Consider the following 19,994-nt stretch of genomic DNA (forward strand, 5'->3'; position numbering starts at 1 on the left):
GGCGCAGTTCATTCTGTGGGAGCGAATTCATTCGCGACGCCTTTTAAGCGATTCTCAACTCCTTGCGGATCAACTCCAGTAACCGCTGGTTATCAATCGGCTTCAGCAAAAAATCCACAACGCTCAAATGCATTGCCTCAATGGCATCTTTAACGTCGGCTTCGCCAGACACTATGATGATTGGCAACCCCGCCCTTGGCGATTCCCTAACCTGACGGATCAGGTCCAGACCACTGCAAGGCGCCATACGCAAGTCAGTGATCAACAGCCCAATGGACCTGCGGTGTTCAAGCAAACTAAGTGCCGACGTACAATCGCTAGCGGTAAGGCAACTAATGCCATTCAAATTAAGAAATTCGGCAAGCAGCCCCCGTTCGTCTTTGTTGTCATCGACGATAAGCACTCGTTGTTGCTCGAGCGGATCGGACGTTTGCATCGCCTCGTTGATCGCTTCGCGCTCTTCTTCACTCAACAGGTCGAGCTCAGTCATACAGGTCTCATTGATTCCTCGCACTTATAGGACAGCGAATCAAAGATGATGCGCTGTACGCTTCGCCCGCTTTGTACCTGATCTTCACTCAAAACTCACGCAAAAATCCAAGCACACGAGTCAGGTATTCATACTCTAGCCCATTACTCGACCCTAGACTTACGTCCAATGGGCACTTGCCCGCTAGCGGTCGACCATGAGTGTCGAAAACCGACTCTAAAAATTGTTCTACATAAGCGGTCATGGTCATGAGCAAGGCAGATGCTTTCACCCAGGCAGGAAAGACAGCGGTGCTGCAAAACATACACGGCACCATTCAATTCCTGCAAAAGTTTCCACCGTTCAACCAGATGGAAAACGCCCATCTCGCGTACTTGGTCGAACAGTGCCAACTGCGTTTTTACGCGGCTGATGAAAGCATTATCAAACCCGCAGACGGCCCGGTAGAGCATTTTTACATTGTTAAAACCGGCCGGGTCGTAGGCGAGCGTACGCACCCTGCGAAAAGCGGAACCGAGACCACATTCGAGATTTCCACCGGGGAGTGCTTCCCGCTGGCTGCGTTGCTAGGCGAACGCGCCACCCGCACCGAGCATCTGGCGGCTGAAGACACCTTTTGCCTACAACTGAATAAATTAGCGTTCATCAAATTGTTCGCACTTTCCAGCGTGTTTCGTGACTTCGCTTTACGTGGCGTCAGCAGCCTGCTCGATCAGGTCAACCAACAAGTTCAGCAACGCGCCGCAGAAGCACTTGGCACTCAATATTCGCTGAACACTCGACTCGGCGAACTGGCCATGCGTCACCCCGTGACGTGCAGTCCGGGCACCCCGCTACGCGAAGCGGTCAAGCTGATGCACGAGCAACAAGTCGGCAGCATAGTGATCGTCGATGAACGCAAGGCGCCGCTGGGTATATTCACTCTGCGCGACCTTCGCCAAGTAGTGGCCGACGGCACCGGCGACTTCGGTTTGCCCATTGAAAAAAACATGATTCAGAAACCGTTTTTTCTGAGCCCCGATGCCAGCGCATTCGACGCCGCTATCGCGATGACCGAGCGGCATATCGCACATGTCTGTCTGGTCAAGGAACAGCGCCTGTGCGGCGTGGTATCCGAGCGCGATTTGTTTTCTTTGCAACGTGTGGACCTGGTGCATTTAGCGCGGACTATTCGTAACGCACCGAAAATTGAAAGCCTGGCCAATTTGCGGGGCGAAATTGTTCAACTGGTCGACCGTATGCTGGCCCACGGCGCTTCGTCGACACAGATCACCCAGATCATCACACTGCTAAACGACCACACAGTGTGCAGAGTTATCGAACTGACGGTGTTGGAAAAAGGCGACCCTGCAATCCCCTTCAGTTGGTTGTGTTTTGGCAGCGAAGGTCGCCGCGAGCAAACGCTGTTCACGGACCAAGACAACGGCATCCTATTTGAAGCCAGTGACGCAGCAGAAGCTGCGGCCATACGCGCGAAATTGCTGCCCTTGGCGCAACAGATCAATCAAAGTCTCGCGCAGTGCGGATTTACCCTGTGCAAAGGCAACATCATGGCCGGCAACCCTGATTTGTGTTTGTCGCGCTTAGAATGGTCACGGCGGTTTGCGGCGTTTATCCGGGAGGCGACACCTGAAAATCTGCTGGCCTCCAGCATCTATTTTGATCTGCGGGTGGTGTGGGGCGATGAACGCAGCGTTGATCAACTGCGCAGCGCCATTCTTGACCAGGTGGCTGACAACAGATTATTTCAACGCATGATGGCCGAGAACGCGCTCCGCCAGCGGCCGCCAGTCGGGCGCTTTCGTGAATTTGTGCTCGCTCGTAAAGGCAGTGAAAAAGCCACACTGGACCTCAAAACCCAAGGTTTGACGCCGTTTGTCGACGGCGCCCGTCTGCTCGCGCTGGCCAATGGCATCGAAGCCAACAACACCCTCGAACGCCTGCGCCAGTTAGTCGACAAAGAAGTCATTGAGCCGCTGGACGGCGCGGCCTATGAAGAGGCGTACCATTTCATTCAGCAAACCCGGATGCAGCAACACCAACTGCAAAGTCGGCAGAACTTACCCTATTCCAATCGTGTCGACCCGGACATTCTCAACCAGCTGGATCGGCGTATTTTGCGCGAGTCGCTGCGTCAGGCTCAACGCCTGCAGAACAGTCTGACGCTGCGCTATCAGCTATGAATTTATTTGCGTGGCTACGCGGTGCTACACCTTCTCTCGACGCCCGCCAACAACAGCGCCTGGAGAATCTGGCGACCTGTGCAACCGTCAATGATCATCCCTTGCGCCAACAACGTTGGGTCGTGCTTGACCTGGAAACCAGTGGCCTGAACCTGAACCGTGACGTGGTGTTATCCATCGGTGCAGTGGTAATCGAGGACGGCGCCATTGATTTGGGCCAGCAATTCGAACGCACGATTCTGCGGTCGGATCACAAGCTCAGCCCCAGCGTGCTGCTGCATGGCTTAGGCCCCAGCGCTATCGCGGCGGGGAGCGACCCTGTCGATGCTTTGTTGGACCTTATGGAGTTTGTCGGCAACAGCCCGTTAATGGCCTTTCACGCCTCATTCGACCAACACATGCTAGGCCGTGCGTTGAAAGATAGTCTTGGGTATCGCTTGCAGCACCGTTTTTTTGACGTGGCGCAAATGGCACCGATGCTGTTCCCTCACGCGAATATCCGGCAAGCAGGCCTTGATGACTGGACCGCATTTTTTGGTTTGCACGCGGGCGAACGTCACCACGCCAGCGCCGATGCGTTGGTCACTGCCGAATTGGCATTGATCCTGTTCAGCCATGCTCGCAAGCAGCAAATGGACAGCTCTGCACGCTTGGAACAAAGCCTCAGCCACTGGCGCAGACGTCAGCAATCGCATTCGTTTTAGGCCCCGCACTGGCGGACAGGAAATTTCCTACGCAACCTATCTGACGCGCCCGATATACATCTTCGACATCGCCTCGCAAAGTTGCCGCATCTTTTCGACACGAAGAAATGCGTATGTCCCAGGCCACCGCTCCAACCTTCACCCTAAGCATCAAAGGTCTTGAAGATCCTCGCTTGCAGGTGCTTGCGTTCGAGGGCGCCGAAGCCGTCAGCACGCCCTACGCCGTTACCGTCGAACTGGTCAGCCGGGCGGGGGATATTGAGCTTTCAGACCTGCTGCACAAGGCCGCTTTTCTCAGTTTCGGCCCGGACGGCGAAGGTCTGCATGGGCACATCCACTCGATCCATAAAAGCAACTCCGGCGCGCGGCTGACGCACTACGTCGCGGTGTTGAAACCTTATCTGGCGTACCTGGAACACAGCAGCCATCGCCGCTCGTACCAACAGATGAGTGTGCCGGACATCATCCTTGAAGTGCTCAAGGAACACGGCCTGTTTAGCGGCTTGGATGTGCAGTTCCACGGGGACGTGAGCCGCGCCACGTCGCGTGAGTATTGCGTGCAATACGATGAAAGCGACCTGCACTTCGTGAATCGACTGTGCGAAGAAGACGGCTGGTTCTATCGTTTCGAGCATTCGGCTGACGGCCATCGGTTAATTTTCGCCGATGACGAAGGGATGTTTCCCCATAAAGCAAAGGTGGCGCTGCCGTTCAAACCGCTTAGCGGCATGGTGCCCGAAACGTATTCGATCCATGAGTTTGGCGTGCGCTTGGCGGCGCGCACCAGCCATGTGGTGCATCGGGATTACGATTTCCAAAAAGCCGGTTCTCTACTGGAAATCTCGAGAAAACCCTGGCCGACCCAAGCCCAAGCGCAAAGGGGTGAAGCCCTGCATGTCGAGCCGAAACTTGAGCATTACGTCTATCCCGGGCGCTTTCTGGAGGACGATCACGGCAAAAAACTATCCACCCACGACCTGCAACGCCACCGCACCGACTTTCAACTGGCTGACGGCACCAGCGATCAACCGCTGTTGCGCAGCGGGACGGTGATCCAGCTAGAAAAGCATCCGCAGTTCAAATGGAATAACCCGTGGGTGCTGATTTCGATCCGACACGAAGGGCGCCAGCCGCAGGTGTTGGAGGAATTGGGCGCGGATGTTCCGGTCGCCGCCGGAAAAATCACTCAGGGGTATCGGAATTCCTTTACCGCCATCCCGGAAACGATCCAGTTTCGTCCCGCCCTGCGCCATCCCAAACCGCGGATTCACAGCACCCAAACCGCCAAGGTCACGGGTCCTGAAGGCGAAGAAATCCACTGCGATAAATTCGGCCGGGTGAAGGTCAAGTTTCACTGGGATCGTCTTGGGCCGGAAGACGAAACCAGCAGTTGCTGGGTGCGGGTGGCATCAAGCTGGGCAGGCAACAATCATGGCGCGGTGACCCTGCCTCGGGTCGGCATGGAGGTGTTGGTTTCTTATCTGGAAGGCGACGCCGACCGGCCAATTGTCATGGGCTGTTTGCCGAACAGCCGAAATCCAGTGCCTTACGAGTTACCGGCGAACAAAACCAAAAGCGTGTTCCGTAGCCGCAGCTCCAAGGCCAGTCAGGGCTTTAACGAAGTCTCCTTTGAAGACCGCAACGGCGCTGAGTTGGTCTACCTGCGTGCCCAGCGCGACATGCAGCAACTGGTCCAGAACGACAGCCGCTTGGAAGTACGTGGCCAGCGCTTGGAAACGATCAAGGGCAACAGCGTTTCAGTGCTCGAAGCCGAACACCACCAAACCATCAGCAGCGACCGCAAAGTGCAGTTGTCCGCGGGGGATCATTTGCAAGTCGCAGGCTCCAGCCATACCCGCGTGGCCAGCGCTTTGGTGATCGAAGCCGGGCAAGACGTGCATTACAAGTCTGGCGTCAATTTCATCGTTAACGCCGGGGTCACCCTGACCTTGGCGGCGGGTGGGCAGCATCTGGTCATCACGCCGGCGGGCATTTTCTCCAGCGTGCCCATTATGCTGGGTGGCGCGCCGCTGCCGGGCATGCCCGCGGCTCCAATGGCGCCGGGCGGTATAGATGGGTTGGAGGCTGCAGTACTTGCCCCAGTCGCTATGCCCGATCCGGCTATTCAGCAAAAGCTGTCTGGCACAGACACGATGATCGAATTGTGCCAAAAGCCCAAAGACGGCACGCCGATGGACTGCCCGCTTGCAGACTGTCCTTGCCGAGAAGCCATGAGCAAGGGGGCGCACGCATGAGCATCTGGATGCTGCTGGAACCTAGAAAATCGCTGCTGGCCGAGCTATTTCGGCAGGTCGACCATCCGCAATTAACGCCACTATTTGCTTCGACAGAGATGGCTGCATACGTGGATTCAAGCCCACTGTTAGTAACGGACGACGCTAAACAGGCACTCTCGCACTCAGTGCGGCAGGCGCCTTGTGATTGGCCAGGGCTGATTATCGAAAGCGAAAATTCCCACGACGCGTTGCTGGCGCACTTGCGACACCTCCTCATCGTCCGCTTTGAGCAGACCCGCATAGGCATGTTGCGCTACTGGCATCCCGCTGTTGCAGAGCGGCTCTTTTCAGCCTGTACCGATGAAAATATTGCCGACTGGCTCGGCCCAATTGACCGTGTGCATTGGTACTCGGCCGACGCGACCAAATGGCAAACCCGCAACAACCCTCATGCCGCTCATTGGCTCCCCGCCAACACCCCCTCCTGGTTATCGATCAGCGTCGAGCAAAGCCAATCTTTGAATCAGCCACTTCAATCAACGATTTCCAACGGACAGGAGTCCTGACATGACGCAGAGCACACTGAGCAGCGGCCCTTGCTGCGAAGTCAACAAGCTGATCGTGCAGGTCACCGGCAACGGCCATCCCGATACCCAGCGGCTGGCGTTTTATGAGCACGACAGTTTGAAACGACTGGATGCCCTGACTGATTCGGACCGCCCCGAAACCCTCACCGGCGAGTATTTACTGAACAGCGCTCTGCACGTCTGGAGCTGGTCCAGCACCTTCAAACACCGCGTGTGGCTGGAGATCGCCAGCGTCGAAGGCGCACCGATTCGGGTGCCGCTGCCCCCGGTCTCAATCACTCCACGTCAGTTCGACGGCCAGTGGAATCAGATCGTCCCGGTGGTGCCCTTCGTCGCGCTGCCCGGTGTCAACAGCACCCACGATAACGGCACCCCAGTGTTGTGCCGCGCGGGTTTCATCTACGTGTTCCTCAACGGTCGAGTGTGGCGCGAGCTGGAAGTGCGGGTCGACGATGAACGGACCACCTACCACGACGTCGATTTCAATGAATACCGCATGGGGGACGAAATCGAACCCCGTTCACGGCTCGCGACTGGCCAAGCGCTGGAAGATATCTGGCTGCCGTCTAGCTGGAATAACCTGCCGGTAGCGCCTCAACTGTGCTTCAGCGAAATCCAATTGTCCGGTCCGCGATTGCGCTGCCTGGAGAACGACTCGGCGCTGCGCAGACAACGCTGCCAAAGCCCGAACCTGCGAAGTTCTCTTGCCACGTTCGAGCGGCTTTTTCACAACAAACCCGATGGCACTGCAATGCTTGAGGCATTGGGTGCACTTAACGCTCACGATAACGTGCGCCCTCAAGCAGCCGCCGATGCCCACGTCAGTTGGCTACATTACGACACTCACGCATTTCCAGTCAGCAGGGTCGCGCCACAACGGGCACGCCAGCCAGGTTATGAGTGGCTGCTGGACCAACCGGCGCGTTATCTGTGCGACTTGAGTGGACAGTTTCCGGTTATTGCGCTGAGCGAAGCGCACGCCCACGTCACCCGCTCTGAGCGCGGTGAGGCGGCCTACCAAGCGACAGCCCTCGAAACCGGTGCGTGGGCGCATTGGATGGGAGAACTGTGTACGCCGCAGCTTGGCGACGAGCTCTGGCACGAACAGCCCGAAGTCCCGGACGTGCTACACCGCGCACGCCAACGCAATCTGTACGGCGTTATGCTGCAAGACCCGCATTATCGGCTGCGCCACCTGCACACCCGAATCAATGATCAACAGAATCTGCTGCAACTCTGCGCCGCCCGCGCCAGCCGCTACGCGCATCACGCCAGCGCCTTGCTGGTGCAACAACTGGTCGTACCATCCACCCTGGGCGGCGGTATCAATCCGCTGCATAAAAACCTGAATGCACTGAAGCTTCAAGGTCGGATCGACGTCAATCGGTTCACCGCCAGCAGTGAACGCCAGCAGCTCTGGCGGTCGCTGGAGATGAGCCAGGCACTGCTGAGCGAATGCCTGACAACCCGGCGAACCCAACAGACCCTTGCTGATCACCTGAGCATGGAAGGCTTCGATTATGTCGCCGCGCTGCATTTTGTCAGCCAACTGTTTGCCAGCTTGGCGACCCGGCCCTCTCAGACCGACCCCCTGGCAGTCAATGGTGAGGTCGGCGACGCCGTGACGGGTCTGAGCAAAAGCGACTCAGACCCCAGCGACGGACAACGGCTAATCCAACACATTGCCAATGATGAAACCCATCCGCTGCATCGGATGTTATGGCCAGCGCTTGAGTCCCAGGATACGAACGCGCCGTATGTTCAATCCGCCGTCCCAGACATCAACAGTGGCGATGGGCTGTTTCGGCCCAATGCACTGCTGGCCGCTGTCAGTTGTGAGGTCATTGACCCGAAGCAACTCAATACGCTCGACGCTTATTTACTGGCCGGTCTGGTGGAAAGCGGCAGCCTCAACAACACCCTCACCGGCACCCTAAAAGCAGCGGCCGCCGCGCTGGGAAATCTTTTTGAAAACCTGCAAGGCTCGGTGGATACCGCAGAGCGCGCGGTGCAGGCAGCACGAAATATTCCAATATCGACCACATCCCCAGCCCCAGTAGTAAACCTGACGCAGCAAAAGCGAGCCGTGGCGCAATTGCGCAGCATGCTGCCGGGTGGTTTCGGTGCCCTGCACTTCCTCACCCATCAAGAGGCCAGAAACAAGAATCTGTACATCTTTGGCTTGACCGACCTGCCGGAAATCCCGGAGCGCCTGCGCAGGCCGAGCCTTGACTATCGATCCGCGTCCGACATATCGATGGTTGAACCTCAGCACTATCGCAACGGCGGCGACCTACGCCCCAACACGATCGTCATTGCCATGCCCCGCGAGCATCGGGTTGCCCAGCTGGTTAGTAGCGTGAACCAACGAGTAAATGCGGCGTGGCAGGAGAATATGGCCGAACAAGAAAAGGTCAGGGGCAATGCGATTCAGCAGGCGGTTAAACACCAACAGGCATTGAAGAGCGAGTGGATGTACAAGGCGCTGAACTCCACACCGTTTGCCGCGATGGTGGGGATGTTAGAGGTTTGGAATTTGAGGAATGAGTGGGTAGCGTGGGATGCCGTCGAGCGAGAAAAGGGACAGTTGAGGGCTGTAGGTGGCGCAGCCGGAGCGGGATTGGACTTATTAATCGCTATGGAGGCGTTAACTGTAAAGTTAGCAGGTAGCCAACTCATTCTCTCAGCGGCCAATAAAACCCTATTTGTCATTCCCGAAGCATTTGGCACCCGAGTACTGGGTGCAAAGCTCGCCCAACGTCTGGTCAAAAATATAACCGCCAGTCTGCTCGGTAGAATTACAGCCGGATCAGTCTTCGTCGGCCTCAACCTGTATGACGCATGGTATGCCCATCAATGGGGAGATGATGCCAAGTGGGGCCACCTGCTGATGGCCGCCGGGGGACTAACCGGTATCGCAAGTACGATGACCGTCGGTGGCGCCACGCTCCTTGGATTAGGCCCTTTGGGCTGGATTACCCTGATATTTGTCAGCATCGGTCTCAGCTTGGTGTACTGGCTGGGTTCGACCCCCATCGAAGACTGGCTAAGCGCAGGCCCCTTCGGTCCAAACGCTGATCGCGCACCCCATCTCCAATCGCCGGAACCGGCCTTCTACTACTTGGTCAGCCTAATCGCCGACATTCGTATCACCGTTGAACGCAACCCGGAATACACCGTCCCCGCCTACAGCGAACACTACAATCCGGTACCCAAGTATGTGCGTGAGGCAGACACGCGTATTCGAATAGAAAGCAACTTGCCCGGCCTCCTGACGGGACCGGGCGACCTCAGCACCAAAGCATCGTGTGCGCTGATGATGGTCCGTCGATTCCAGACTCGTTTTGATGGCTCCCCTCGCGTAGAAACCCAGCTATATCCCGAGACCAAACCGATTACGTATCGGCGGACAATTAACGGCTTAGAAATCTTTATCGTGACACCGTGGGAGAGGTACGCCGAAACAGCTCGCTCTAACGATGCAGTGTCGGCGCATATCGAATGGCAAGTCCGTGCCCAACTGACATTAAGCGATGGCGATTCGTCGTGGGTATTCCCGGCGCCAAAGCCTAAAGACCCGACGCCGTTCAATTCCACCCACGCAGCACCTAACTTCAAGGAAGTTGGACAACTCTACTGGGCTGATGAAACCACCCATAGGGCAAGGGGCGACAATTGAAGTCGCTCAACTCGCCTTACTACGCGGCGACAGCGTATCGAGTAGATTGCATCCCCAAGCAACAACCATCAGCTGAGCGTTCGTGGATACGGCGCTTTTCCAAGGTGCGTTTGCCGTGGGGACTAACTCAACAAGTCGCACCCGATGATTTTTTGACAGAGGCGTCACCTGAGGATCTCCGACGGGTAGAAAAAGGCTTGCAGGAAAAAAAGGAAAAGGTGGCTTTAGGTACTTATGTACCAGCGCCATACGAACACGTGGACTTCCATGATCGGCACGATAATGAACGCTTCAGGTTTTCGTTGTGGTCAAAAAGATCTCAGTTTTGGATCTATCTAAACCTATTCGGAAAGTGGGGATTCATTATCGTACTTCCCGTGTATTTAATGACTATCTTCGCTGGTGCCACTAAATCTAGAGAACCCTATCTAGACGCATTAGTTTCGTTATTCGAAGCATCAGCGCATGTACTTCTACTGCCGCAACTTTTCTGCTGGGCAATCGCCGCCCTAGTCATTCGCTTCCTCCCCCACCTCTGGGTCAAACCCTCCCGAGGCCCCATCTGGGAAATTAACCGCCGTACCGGTCTCGTCACACTCTTCGATTACGACAACAACGGCGAGTACAAAAACAACGGCACCATCGGTGAACTCACTGCGCCGTTTTACGAGTTCGACGCCTACATCGCCACCATCCCGGACCGCCAAGGCTTAGTGACGAACGTGCTGTATATCGCCCACCGCTACCGCGACATCGTGATTAACTTTCGTCCTTTGCTGGCACCCGGCGAAGGTCAGTTGTGCTGCGCGTTATGGGACTTTTTACAAAACTACATGGACACCAGCCGGCCGCTACCGGACTTGCCGCGCTATGAACAATACCGCCACCTCGATCCAACAACGGCTGAATACGACCGCAAAATCGGCCGCGACCCAAGGTTTTGGATCGATATGGACGATGCCGCATTCAAGCAAGCACTCTACGACATGCGCGGCAAGATCGATCAGATCGACACCTTCCAGCGCCCGAACTTGATGGCGCGGTATGTGGAGTATGTGGATTGAGTCCCTCGAATGCCATGTGGATTAGTGCGGGGCCCTTCGGCCCTAACAGTGACCGAGCGCCCCATCTGCAAGCCCCGGAAAATGCGTTCTACTACTTGGTCAGCCTGTTTGCCAACATTCGGATCACCGTTGAAGCCAACCCGGAATACTGCCTCCCGGCCTGCATCGAGAACTATAATCCGGTGCCCATGGATATACGCGCATCTGATACCCGCATCCGAATCGAGAGCAACCTGCCCGGCCTATTGACCGGACTGGGCGACCTCAGCACCAAAGCCTCGTGTGCACTGCTGAAAGTTCGCCGATCCCGCGTTCGCTTTGATGGGCCGCCTCGCGAAGAAACCCACCTATTTCCCGAGGCCAAGCCTAAGGCGTACCGGCCGAAGCCCGATGGAATGGAAATATTCTTGCAAACACCTTGGGAAACGCTGGTTGAAGTTTCACGCTCAAACGACACCGTGTCGGTTCACACACAATGGCAAGTCCGTGCCCAACTGACACTAAGCGATGGCAGTTCATCCTGGGTATTTCCCGCACCTAGGCCCAGAGACCCAACCCCTTTCGGCGCAGCCCACGCCGCACCCAACTTCAAAGAAATCGAACAACCGTTCTGGGCAGATGAAACCACCCATAAAGCGCATGACGACCAATGACTGCAATAAATTCGTCCTATTACGCCGTCACCGCATACCGCTCTGACCGGATGCCCAAACAACCACCTTCAGCAGAGCGCTCGTGGATACGGCGCTTCGCTAAATTTCGCCTCCCTTGGGGGCTAACGCAAGAAGTTGCGCTGGACGATTTTTTGAGCGAAGCAGCGCCGGTAAAATTACGTCGTGTGGAAAAAGCCGAGCAGGTAAAAAAGGAACAATTAACCCTTGGTACCTATGTGCCAGCGCCTTATGAGCATGTAGATTTCCATGACCGGCACGACCACGAACGCTTCAGGTTTTCTTTATGGTCAAAGCGATCGCAGTTCTGGGCTTACCTCCTAGTATTTGGAAAAGGAGGTTTTTTGTTTCTTCTGCCGATAAGCGTACTTTCATACGTTGTTCTAGGGTTGGTCTTAGACATGTCTTGGGGCGACTTGGCAATAGACGGATTTATTGGCGTTTACTCATGGTTTTTAGGAATCCCATTATTTTCTTGGGCAACCGCCTCCCTAATCATGCGCTATTTCCCTAAACTCTGGGTCAAGCCCTCCCGAGGCCCGATCTGGGAAATAAACCGCCGTACAGGTCTCGTCACCCTTTTCGATTACGACAACAACGGCGAGTACAAAAAGAACGGCACCATCGGTGAACTCACTGCGCCGTTTTACGAGTTCGATGCTTACATCGCGACTATCCCGGATCGTCAGGGTTTAGTGACGAACGTGCTGTACATCGCCCATCGCTACCGCGACATCGTCATCAACTTCCGGCCCTTATTCGCTCCCGGCGAAGGTCAGTTGTGCTGCGCGCTGTGGGATTTTCTGCAGAATTACATGGACACCAGCCGCCCGTTGCCAGACTTGCCGCGCTACGAACAATACCGACATCTCGACCCGACAACAGCTGAATACGACCGCAAGATTGGCCGCAATCCAAGGTTCTGGATCGATATGGACGACGCTACCTTCGACCAAGAACTCTACGACATGCGCGGCAAGATCGATCAAATCGACACCTTCCAGCGCCCGAACCTGATGGCGCGGTATGTAGAGTATGTGGATTGAGAATTTGGCCATTCCAGATTGCCACCCACTCCGGCGCCAATTAGTCTACTCAACTGTCTCGTCTGAGGATTTTCCATGTCCAGTCCCAGCACCACGCTGTTCTACAACGTGGCATCGCCTTTCGCTCGCAAAGTTCTGATCTTGTTGCATGAGACAGGGCAGTTTGAGCGCGTGACGTTGCTACAGACGCTTCCTACCCCGGTAAGCCCCGATGCTGTGCTCATTCAGGAAAACCCAACAGGTAAGCTCCCGACCTTGCGCCTGGCGGACGGAAATGTGATTGATGACAGTCGGGTGATTCTCGACTATTTCGATCATCAACATGCGGGCAATCCGTTGATCCCGCGTGATGGCTCTGCGCGCTGGAGAAGGTTGACCCTGGCGTCGCTAGCAGATGCCGTGCTGGATGCAGCGCTGCTGATTCGTTATGAAACCTTCTTGCGTCCGCCAGAAAAGCACTGGGATTTATGGCTGGATAATCAGGCAGAAAAAATCCAGAGGACGCTCGCCTATTTTGAGCAGGATGCGGTCGCTGAGCTCAGCTCGCAATTCGATATCGCCAGCATCGGCGTGGCCGCGGCGCTGGGCTATTTAGACTTTCGCCAGCCAGATTTAAATTGGCGCAGCAGTTACCCACGCCTGGCCAACTGGTACGCGGACGTAAGCAAGCGGCCGTCGATGCTGAGCACACAACCAAGCGTTTAGGCGCTCAATGGAAATAAACACCTATGCGTGCTGGACCGTGCGGGCTCCTCGCGGGCAAGCCTCCCAAATTATCCGTTGGCTTGCCGACGAAAAAAGTTCGAGCAGACTCAACAATCTGGCTTATCTGCGGTGTAACGCCGAGCCGGATTAACCGCCGCGCCAAACTCTCGCAGGGCTTTGGCGCCGATTAGTAACGGAAAGTTGAAATTACGACGGTCTACCAAATTGACCTCTACCGTTCGCTTGGCCTTGCCCAGGCATAGCTCAAGATCTACAACCGGACGCTTGGCTGGGTCGACCGACTCATCTTCCTCGTCGCCATCAAGACGGCCTTTGATACGGCTGATTCGTGCGACCTTATGTTCGTAAACTTTATCGCTGGCATCCTTGGTCGCCAGGCGGAAACGCACCCAGTCTTCGCCATCTCGCTTGAACAGTTGAATGTCTTTGGCCGACAACGAAGCGGTCAACGCGCCAGTGTCCATTTTGCCCTGGAGCACGACGCCGAATTCCGGCACACCGATGTACTCATAGCGACCATATAACGTTGGCTCCGCAGCCATTACAGGCAGCGCGAGCAAGGAAAACAGCGCCAGAATCGATTTCACGTAGGGGGATTCTCAAAATGAAGACAGCGTGCGGGCCGCCACCGTTAATAGACATCAGCATAAACATGCCGACGTGAAACATTCGTAAACAACGGCATTAATACTCCGCAACATCATGCGTTAGGCCTTTAGCTACCGACGCCCCAGATGCTGCTTAGACTTTTCAAAACCGTGCCGCTGGTGCCTTGGTCACCCAAGTATTTCAGGATCACTGGCGCAAACTGGCTCGCTGTGTCGCCACTAATGCCCAACTTGCTGAAGGCCGAGTTTACGTCGGTCATGCTCTTAACGTTATCTAACGTGCCTGAGACAGATGAACCGCCCGCATTGCCCAACAAACTGCTGAGTGCCCCCGCACCAGAGAGTTGATCGAGGCCCGGAACTGACTTGGTCAGCGCTGAGTAATCTCCACTGCTCAATTTGTTTTGGGCTAGTCCCATTAAAGCGCCCGTGCCGCCGACGGCTTGCGTCGGGGTCACGTTCAATTGACTGCCCAATGCACTCAGCAGACCGGAAGCTTGAGGCGTAGAGGCCGCGTTCTGATTAACTCCGGTGGAACCGGCAACCGCGCCAGCGACGTCACTCAGGTTGAAGGCGAATACCGGGGTCGCGGCCGAGACCATAAGCGTAGCGAGTGCAACAGCGCGTGTGATTTGCATCGATGTAACTCCTTGATTCATGTCCGGCCATGCCGGTAGAAAACTGCCGTTTTGACCGCAGCAGTTCCAGAATTGTTCCCTGGTGCCGGCGATGCCCTATTCCTTAAGTGCAAGAAAAATATAGTTCACGGGTATGCATCCATATCCGCAGGCGCTGCGTATATCAAGCACGGACAGACCTCTGGCCGATTTTCCAACCAATTAATAAGGATCACTCACATGACACGCACTTCGATTAAGGCGCCAATGATTGCCAGCCTCCTAACACTGGCGTTGTCCGCCGGTTTTATGTTTTCAACCGTGCAAGCGGCTGATATGTCGCACATGGTAATGGTTGGCGGCATGGGTATGTCGCCCAGCAAAACTATTGTCGATAACGCCGTCAACTCCGCAGACCACACCACTCTTGTCGCTGCAGTGAAAGCCGCAGGTCTTGTCGACACCTTGAAAAGTAAAGGCCCATTCACTGTGTTCGCCCCGGTCAACTCGGCGTTCGCCGCTTTGCCAGCAGGCACGGTAGACACCCTGCTAAAACCTGAAAACAAAGCCACGTTGACCCATATCCTGACCTATCACGTTGTCGCCGGTAACCTTGACATGGAGGAACTCGCCAAGCGTATCAAGGCGGGCGGCGGTAAAACCGAATTGACCACCGTCAGCGGCGGCAAGCTGATCCTGATGATGAACGGTCCGCATAACATCATCATCAAAGATGAAAAAGGTGGCGTTGCCGACATCAGCACATACGACGTTACGCAATCCAATGGCGTGATTCACGTCATCGACAAAGTGCTGATGCCTAAGAGCTAACGCCCCACTTTGTAGGAGCTGCCGAAGGCTGCGATGGGGTCGGAAACCGGCCGTTTTTTTAACAGCCGAACGTAGTGCCGACCTTATCGCAGCCTTCGGCAGCTCCTACATATCCCGTTGTTGAGGCACGGCCGCACTGCTTCGAAGACGGGACGACATCTCCTACAGGTCACGGATGCTTAGCCACAGCGCGTAAACCGTCCTATGAAGTGAGCATAAAAGGTGAATGGAACAGCGAAGAAACCTGAACTACCCTGCCATGAAGTTGCCAAAAAGCATGGTCAGCACCTTTATCTTGTTTGGAGAGCCACTATTTCTTCTGTCGATGCCGATGAACTCAGGCAATTATTGGCTCAATGTTCGCTGGGCAACCGCCGATCTTTTGAGAACCTGTACCGCAGCGTTTCCGGACGCTTATTCGCTGTCGCCTTGCGTTGTATGAGTCGCAACGATTTGGCCGAAGAAGTCCTGCAAGAAGCCTTTGTCCGTATTTGGCATCACGCCTCGCGTTACGATTCCAATCTTTCGGCTCCAATGACTTGGATGGTCAACATCACTCGTAATATGGCCATTGACCAACTGCGCAAGCACCGGGAAGTCCCGTTGACCGACGACCAAGCCGCTGCGCTTATGGACGACGGCCCATCCGCCCATGAACAACTCGACAGCCAGCGCGAAGCCAATGCATTGCAGCGCTGTCTAGATACCCTTGATGGGATGCAGCGCAAATCGATTATCACGGCGTATTTCCATGGAGTGTCCCACGCTGATCTCGCCACGCAATTGGCCGCGCCATTAGGCACGGTCAAATCGTGGATTCGCCGAGGCATGGAGCGCCTGCGCAGGTGTCTTGAATCATGAATTATCAACAACCCGCACTGCGCCGCGCCCTCGCCGCTGACTACGCCATCGGTTTGATGTCCACTGCCGCGCGCCTTCGTTTCGAGCATTTACTGTTGGATGATCCAGCATTGCGTGCTGAATTGGCTCATTGGCAAAAAACGCTTGCCAGCCTCACTGATCCATTGCCCGAGCAAGCCGTGCCAGAGCGCGTCTGGCTGGCCATTGTGGCGCGGATCAACCCGCAAACGCTGCATGTGCCGCACAAGCGGCCGCTCTGGAGTTGGCTGCGTATCGCTGCCGTCGCCTGCTCGCTGATGATCGCGATTGTTGTGGGTGTGCTCTACAACCGTGACACCCTCACTTACAACGCCACGTTGATGGCCTCAAACCAACAACCGGCGATCAGTGTCAACGCTTACAACCGACATCTGGAAGTGGAGCCATTGACACTGGCATCCGTCAATCCAGACCGCAGCCTTGAACTGTGGGCCATCCCGGCAAACGGCCAACCGGTTTCCCTCGGTGTTTTGCCAGCTAACGCTAAAGGTCGGCTCGACTTGAGCGAAAGCCAACAACGACTGCTGGACAAGCCAGTCACCTTGGCGGTCACTCTTGAACCTACAGGTGGTTCGCCGACCGGGAAACCGACCGGACCGATCTTGTATAAAGGGGCATTGGCAGGGTTGTAGAATTACCTGTAGGAGCCAATTGGTTGGCTCCACAAAAACCATCACTCACAAAAAAGGGCGCCTTCAGGCGCCCTTTTTGTTACCGACAAATCATTACGCCGCACTAAACAACTTATGCGGATCAATCACAAATTTCTTCGGCACACCGGCATCAAATTCGCCATAACCACGTGGCGCCTGGTCCAGGCTGATCACCTCAACGCCGACGATGTCAGCGATATGGATGCGGTCCCACATGATGGCTTGCATCAGTTGGCGGTTGTACTTCATGACCGGAGTTTGGCCGGTGTGGAAGCTGTGAGATTTAGCCCAGCCCAGACCGAAGCGAATGCTCAGGCTGCCCATTTTCGCAGCGGCATCGACGGCACCTGGATCTTCGGTGACGTACAAGCCAGGAATACCGATCTTGCCAGCCACGCGAACCACGCCCATCAGCGAGTTAAGTACGGTAGCCGGAGCCTCGTGCTTCGCGCCGTCATGGCCATGACCGCGAGCTTCGAAGCCAACGGCGTCGACGGCACAGTCGACTTCCGGCTCACCCAGCAGTGCGACGATCTGCTCGTGCAGTGGCGTGTCCAGGGACAGATCGGCGATTTCGAAGCCCTGAGCCTTGGCGTGGGCCAGGCGGACCGGGTTGACGTCACCGATGATCACCACCGCAGCACCCAGCAGACGCGCCGAAGCAGCGGCCGCCAGACCGACCGGACCCGCCCCGGCGATATACACCGAGCTGCCTGGGCCAACGCCCGCCGTGACAGCGCCGTGGTAACCGGTCGGCAAAATGTCGGAGAGACAGGTCAAGTCACGGATCTTTTCCATGGCCTTGTCGCGATCCGGCAGCTTGAGCAGGTTGAAGTCGGCATACGGCACCAGCACATACTCCGCTTGGCCACCGGTCCAGTCGCCCATGTCGACGTAACCGTAGGCACCGCCGGGGCGGCCCGGGTTGACGCTCAGGCAGACACCGGTGTGTTGCTCCTTGCACGAGCGGCACAGGCCGCAGGCTACGTTGAAAGGAACCGATACCAGGTCGCCGATCTTCAGGTTTTCGACGCCGCTGCCCATTTCGATCACTTCACCGGTGATCTCATGGCCAAGGACCAGGCCGACCTGGGCAGTGGTGCGGCCGCGTACCATGTGTTGATCGGAACCACAGATGTTGGTGGATACCACGCGCAGGATGACACCGTGCTCAATCTTCTTGCCGCGCGGATCCTGCATTTTGGGATAGTCGATTTTCTGTACTTCGACTTTGCCGCCGCCGAGATACACCACACCACGATTACCAGACATGCCGTCACCTCTGTATTTGTTGTTGTGAAGAGGAAGGGGGTGAGCTGCAAGTGCAAGCTCACCTCGTACTGCTGTTCTCTTATTGCTTGCAGCTTAAAGCTGCACCTAAAGCACCACCGTCCTGCTTGCGTTCAAAAACACCCGTCGTTCAATGTGATAACCCACTGCCCTGGCCAATGTTTGCGCCTCGATGTCACGACCTTTGGCAATCAGGTCTTCGGGGTAGTGGCTGTGATCGACCGTTTCGACGCCCTGAGCAATGATCGGGCCTTCGTCGAGGTCGTTGTTAATGTAGTGCGCGGTTGCGCCGACCAGTTTTACGCCTTTGTTGTAGGCCTGATGATAGGGTTTTGCACCTTTGAAGCCCGGTAGCAACGAGTGGTGGATGTTGATCGCCCAGCCATCGAGACGACGGCACAGCTCGGGCGACAGCACTTGCATGTAGCGCGCAAGCACCACCAGTTCGGCGCCGGCTTCCTGAATTACTTGCCACACCTGACGCTCTTGTGCGGATTTATCATGGGGATCAAGGGCGAAATGGTGATAAGGGACATCATGCCAGCGTGCCAAGGGTTCCAGGTCAGGATGGTTGGACACCACAGCAACGACATCCATGGACAGTTGCCCGATGCGTTGACGATAAAGCAAGTCATTCAAGCAGTGATCAGCTTTGGAAACCATGATCACCACTTTAGGCCGGTAGTTGGGCGCTGTCAGTTCGAACGCCATCCCGAAAGCCTCACCACGCGCCGCCAAACCTGCGCGGAATGCCTCTTCATCAAAGCCCTCCGGTTGGCGAAACTCGACGCGAATGAAGAACCGGCTCGACAGCCGGTCATCGAAGGAGTGGTGCTCGGTCACGTAACAATTCTGCTCGTACAGATAGCGGGTCACCGCGTCCACCGTACCTAAAACGCTCGGGCAATCGGCAGTCAAAATCCATGTGTCGGGGGCGCGGCTCATTTTCTGTTCCTTGTTTGCAAATTGACCCGTGGGACCGAATTCATTCGGAAGTGGAGCGCCGCGGTGCATCAGTCCAACCCAATTGCCCGCTTCCCGAATGAATTCGGTCCTACAGTGATTAGCCTTGGATACTCAACCCATACTCCGCACTGGCATCTTGCAGCCACATCCACCAGTAATCGGAGAACGAGCGGCGGATGACTAATTCCCAGGTCTGCTCGCCGGTACGACGAATCACCAATTGCGATTTGGCGAATACAGTGCCGATCGCCTTACCCACCGGGAAATTATTCGGGTGCACGTCGTAGCTGGTGGATTTCATCAGCAGTTCGCGAACCTTTGGTCCGGTGAGTTCCAGCAGGCTTTGTCCGCCGCTGACGTTGATGACGGCGATGTGATGCCCGACCAATGCGTCGCGCAAACGCTGCTCAGCGCCCATTTCTTCGCCGCTCGGAACAATCAGCAGCCATTCATCCGGACCGAGCCACTGCAATGAGCTTTCGCCGCTGATCACAACCTTGAGTGCGCCCGGTAACTCCATGCCCAAGGCTTTATGTACACCTGCGGCGAAGGCTGCGTCATGACCATCGCCACGAAGTGTCAGATGGCCCAACAATTTTTTCTCGCGCAGCGTCACGCCAGGGTTGTTGCGGCCCTTGCCGACCAAGCTGCCGAGGTCGGCGTGAAACAACGGTGACTCGGCTTTTTCACCGGTCGTTGGCCGTTGTTGGTAAACGTTGGCTGTGGTCATAGAGCACCTGTT

Annotated in this window: 18 protein-coding genes; 12 read left to right on the top strand and 6 right to left on the bottom strand. The window is 56.0% G+C overall.

What is annotated here, in order from left to right:
- Window positions 1-43: 43 nt before the first annotated feature.
- Window positions 44-490, bottom strand: coding sequence for a response regulator (locus RGW60_RS17215; RefSeq protein WP_322205704.1), 447 nt, complete (start codon window positions 488-490; stop codon window positions 44-46).
- Window positions 491-738: 248 nt separating this feature from the next.
- Here RGW60_RS17215 and RGW60_RS17220 point away from each other — a divergent pair, with 248 nt between their 5' ends.
- The 9 genes from RGW60_RS17220 (at window position 739) to RGW60_RS17260 (ending at window position 13,366) form a co-directional block, all read left to right on the top strand.
- Complete coding sequence (locus RGW60_RS17220) at window positions 739-2,673, top strand: putative nucleotidyltransferase substrate binding domain-containing protein (protein WP_322205705.1); 1,935 nt, start codon at window positions 739-741, stop codon at window positions 2,671-2,673.
- Window positions 2,670-3,377, top strand: a complete 708-nt coding sequence (locus RGW60_RS17225; protein ID WP_322205706.1) for a 3'-5' exonuclease — start codon at window positions 2,670-2,672, stop codon at window positions 3,375-3,377. The genes RGW60_RS17220 and RGW60_RS17225 overlap by 4 nt, the downstream gene beginning before the upstream one ends.
- Before the next feature lie 113 nt (window positions 3,378-3,490).
- Complete coding sequence (locus RGW60_RS17230; RefSeq protein WP_322205707.1) at window positions 3,491-5,632, top strand: type VI secretion system tip protein VgrG; 2,142 nt, start codon at window positions 3,491-3,493, stop codon at window positions 5,630-5,632.
- On the top strand, window positions 5,629-6,180 hold the full coding sequence (locus RGW60_RS17235) for a DUF4123 domain-containing protein (protein ID WP_322205110.1): 552 nt from the start codon (window positions 5,629-5,631) through the stop codon (window positions 6,178-6,180). Before RGW60_RS17230 ends, RGW60_RS17235 begins: the two co-directional genes overlap by 4 nt.
- A gap of 1 nt (window position 6,181) precedes the next feature.
- Complete coding sequence (locus RGW60_RS17240; protein WP_322205708.1) at window positions 6,182-9,880, top strand: hypothetical protein; 3,699 nt, start codon at window positions 6,182-6,184, stop codon at window positions 9,878-9,880.
- Complete coding sequence (locus tag RGW60_RS17245; RefSeq protein WP_322205709.1) at window positions 9,877-10,944, top strand: hypothetical protein; 1,068 nt, start codon at window positions 9,877-9,879, stop codon at window positions 10,942-10,944. The genes RGW60_RS17240 and RGW60_RS17245 overlap by 4 nt, the downstream gene beginning before the upstream one ends.
- The gene (locus RGW60_RS17250) at window positions 10,941-11,597 is read left to right on the top strand and encodes a hypothetical protein (RefSeq protein WP_322205710.1); all 657 of its coding nucleotides are present in this window, start codon (window positions 10,941-10,943) and stop codon (window positions 11,595-11,597) included. The genes RGW60_RS17245 and RGW60_RS17250 overlap by 4 nt, the downstream gene beginning before the upstream one ends.
- Window positions 11,594-12,661, top strand: coding sequence for a hypothetical protein (locus tag RGW60_RS17255; protein ID WP_322205711.1), 1,068 nt, complete (start codon window positions 11,594-11,596; stop codon window positions 12,659-12,661). Before RGW60_RS17250 ends, RGW60_RS17255 begins: the two co-directional genes overlap by 4 nt.
- Before the next feature lie 75 nt (window positions 12,662-12,736).
- A complete protein-coding gene (locus tag RGW60_RS17260; protein ID WP_322205712.1) occupies window positions 12,737-13,366 on the top strand; it encodes a glutathione S-transferase family protein in 630 nt (209 codons plus the stop codon).
- A 107-nt stretch (window positions 13,367-13,473) separates the two neighbouring features.
- Here RGW60_RS17260 and RGW60_RS17265 read toward each other — a convergent pair whose 3' ends face one another.
- Entirely contained in the window at window positions 13,474-13,974 is a 501-nt protein-coding gene (locus tag RGW60_RS17265; RefSeq protein WP_322205713.1) for an ATP-dependent zinc protease, read from the bottom strand.
- Window positions 13,975-14,102: 128 nt separating this feature from the next.
- Complete coding sequence (locus tag RGW60_RS17270) at window positions 14,103-14,633, bottom strand: DUF2780 domain-containing protein (RefSeq protein WP_322205714.1); 531 nt, start codon at window positions 14,631-14,633, stop codon at window positions 14,103-14,105.
- Between the two features lie 219 nt (window positions 14,634-14,852).
- Between RGW60_RS17270 and RGW60_RS17275 the strand changes: the two genes are divergently transcribed.
- The 3 genes from RGW60_RS17275 to RGW60_RS17285 all read left to right on the top strand — a co-directional run bounded on the left by RGW60_RS17275 (window position 14,853) and on the right by RGW60_RS17285 (window position 16,975).
- Window positions 14,853-15,443, top strand: coding sequence for a fasciclin domain-containing protein (locus RGW60_RS17275; protein ID WP_322205716.1), 591 nt, complete (start codon window positions 14,853-14,855; stop codon window positions 15,441-15,443).
- Window positions 15,444-15,665: 222 nt separating this feature from the next.
- Complete coding sequence (locus RGW60_RS17280) at window positions 15,666-16,304, top strand: sigma-70 family RNA polymerase sigma factor (protein ID WP_407074106.1); 639 nt, start codon at window positions 15,666-15,668, stop codon at window positions 16,302-16,304.
- Window positions 16,301-16,975 (top strand): anti-sigma factor domain-containing protein, encoded by a 675-nt coding sequence (locus RGW60_RS17285; protein WP_322205717.1) that lies wholly within the window; start codon window positions 16,301-16,303, stop codon window positions 16,973-16,975. The genes RGW60_RS17280 and RGW60_RS17285 overlap by 4 nt, the downstream gene beginning before the upstream one ends.
- A 93-nt stretch (window positions 16,976-17,068) precedes the next feature.
- On the opposite strand, the gene fdhA is transcribed toward RGW60_RS17285, so the two are convergent.
- The 3 genes from fdhA to RGW60_RS17300 form a co-directional block, all read right to left on the bottom strand.
- Window positions 17,069-18,268, bottom strand: coding sequence for a formaldehyde dehydrogenase, glutathione-independent (gene fdhA, locus RGW60_RS17290; protein WP_322205718.1), 1,200 nt, complete (start codon window positions 18,266-18,268; stop codon window positions 17,069-17,071).
- A gap of 105 nt (window positions 18,269-18,373) precedes the next feature.
- Entirely contained in the window at window positions 18,374-19,231 is an 858-nt protein-coding gene (gene purU, locus RGW60_RS17295; protein ID WP_322205719.1) for a formyltetrahydrofolate deformylase, read from the bottom strand.
- 118 nt (window positions 19,232-19,349) lie between these two features.
- Window positions 19,350-19,982 (bottom strand): sarcosine oxidase subunit gamma, encoded by a 633-nt coding sequence (locus tag RGW60_RS17300; RefSeq protein ID WP_322205720.1) that lies wholly within the window; start codon window positions 19,980-19,982, stop codon window positions 19,350-19,352.
- Between the last annotated feature and the right edge of the window lie 12 nt (window positions 19,983-19,994).

Source organism: Pseudomonas sp. AB6, from assembly GCF_034314105.1.
Taxonomy (GTDB): Bacteria; Pseudomonadota; Gammaproteobacteria; order Pseudomonadales; family Pseudomonadaceae; genus Aquipseudomonas.

Coding starts and splice junctions, on each gene's coding strand:
- RGW60_RS17225 (WP_322205706.1), top strand. CDS start 2,670: ATGAATTTATTTGCGTGGCTACGCGGTGCTACACCTTCTCTCGACGCC.
- RGW60_RS17270 (WP_322205714.1), bottom strand. CDS start 14,633: ATGCAAATCACACGCGCTGTTGCACTCGCTACGCTTATGGTCTCGGCC.
- RGW60_RS17220 (WP_322205705.1), top strand. CDS start 739: ATGAGCAAGGCAGATGCTTTCACCCAGGCAGGAAAGACAGCGGTGCTG.
- RGW60_RS17300 (WP_322205720.1), bottom strand. CDS start 19,982: ATGACCACAGCCAACGTTTACCAACAACGGCCAACGACCGGTGAAAAA.
- RGW60_RS17230 (WP_322205707.1), top strand. CDS start 3,491: ATGTCCCAGGCCACCGCTCCAACCTTCACCCTAAGCATCAAAGGTCTT.
- RGW60_RS17215 (WP_322205704.1), bottom strand. CDS start 490: ATGACTGAGCTCGACCTGTTGAGTGAAGAAGAGCGCGAAGCGATCAAC.
- purU (WP_322205719.1), bottom strand. CDS start 19,231: ATGAGCCGCGCCCCCGACACATGGATTTTGACTGCCGATTGCCCGAGC.
- RGW60_RS17260 (WP_322205712.1), top strand. CDS start 12,737: ATGTCCAGTCCCAGCACCACGCTGTTCTACAACGTGGCATCGCCTTTC.
- RGW60_RS17275 (WP_322205716.1), top strand. CDS start 14,853: ATGACACGCACTTCGATTAAGGCGCCAATGATTGCCAGCCTCCTAACA.
- RGW60_RS17255 (WP_322205711.1), top strand. CDS start 11,594: ATGACTGCAATAAATTCGTCCTATTACGCCGTCACCGCATACCGCTCT.
- RGW60_RS17240 (WP_322205708.1), top strand. CDS start 6,182: ATGACGCAGAGCACACTGAGCAGCGGCCCTTGCTGCGAAGTCAACAAG.
- fdhA (WP_322205718.1), bottom strand. CDS start 18,268: ATGTCTGGTAATCGTGGTGTGGTGTATCTCGGCGGCGGCAAAGTCGAA.
- RGW60_RS17235 (WP_322205110.1), top strand. CDS start 5,629: ATGAGCATCTGGATGCTGCTGGAACCTAGAAAATCGCTGCTGGCCGAG.
- RGW60_RS17285 (WP_322205717.1), top strand. CDS start 16,301: ATGAATTATCAACAACCCGCACTGCGCCGCGCCCTCGCCGCTGACTAC.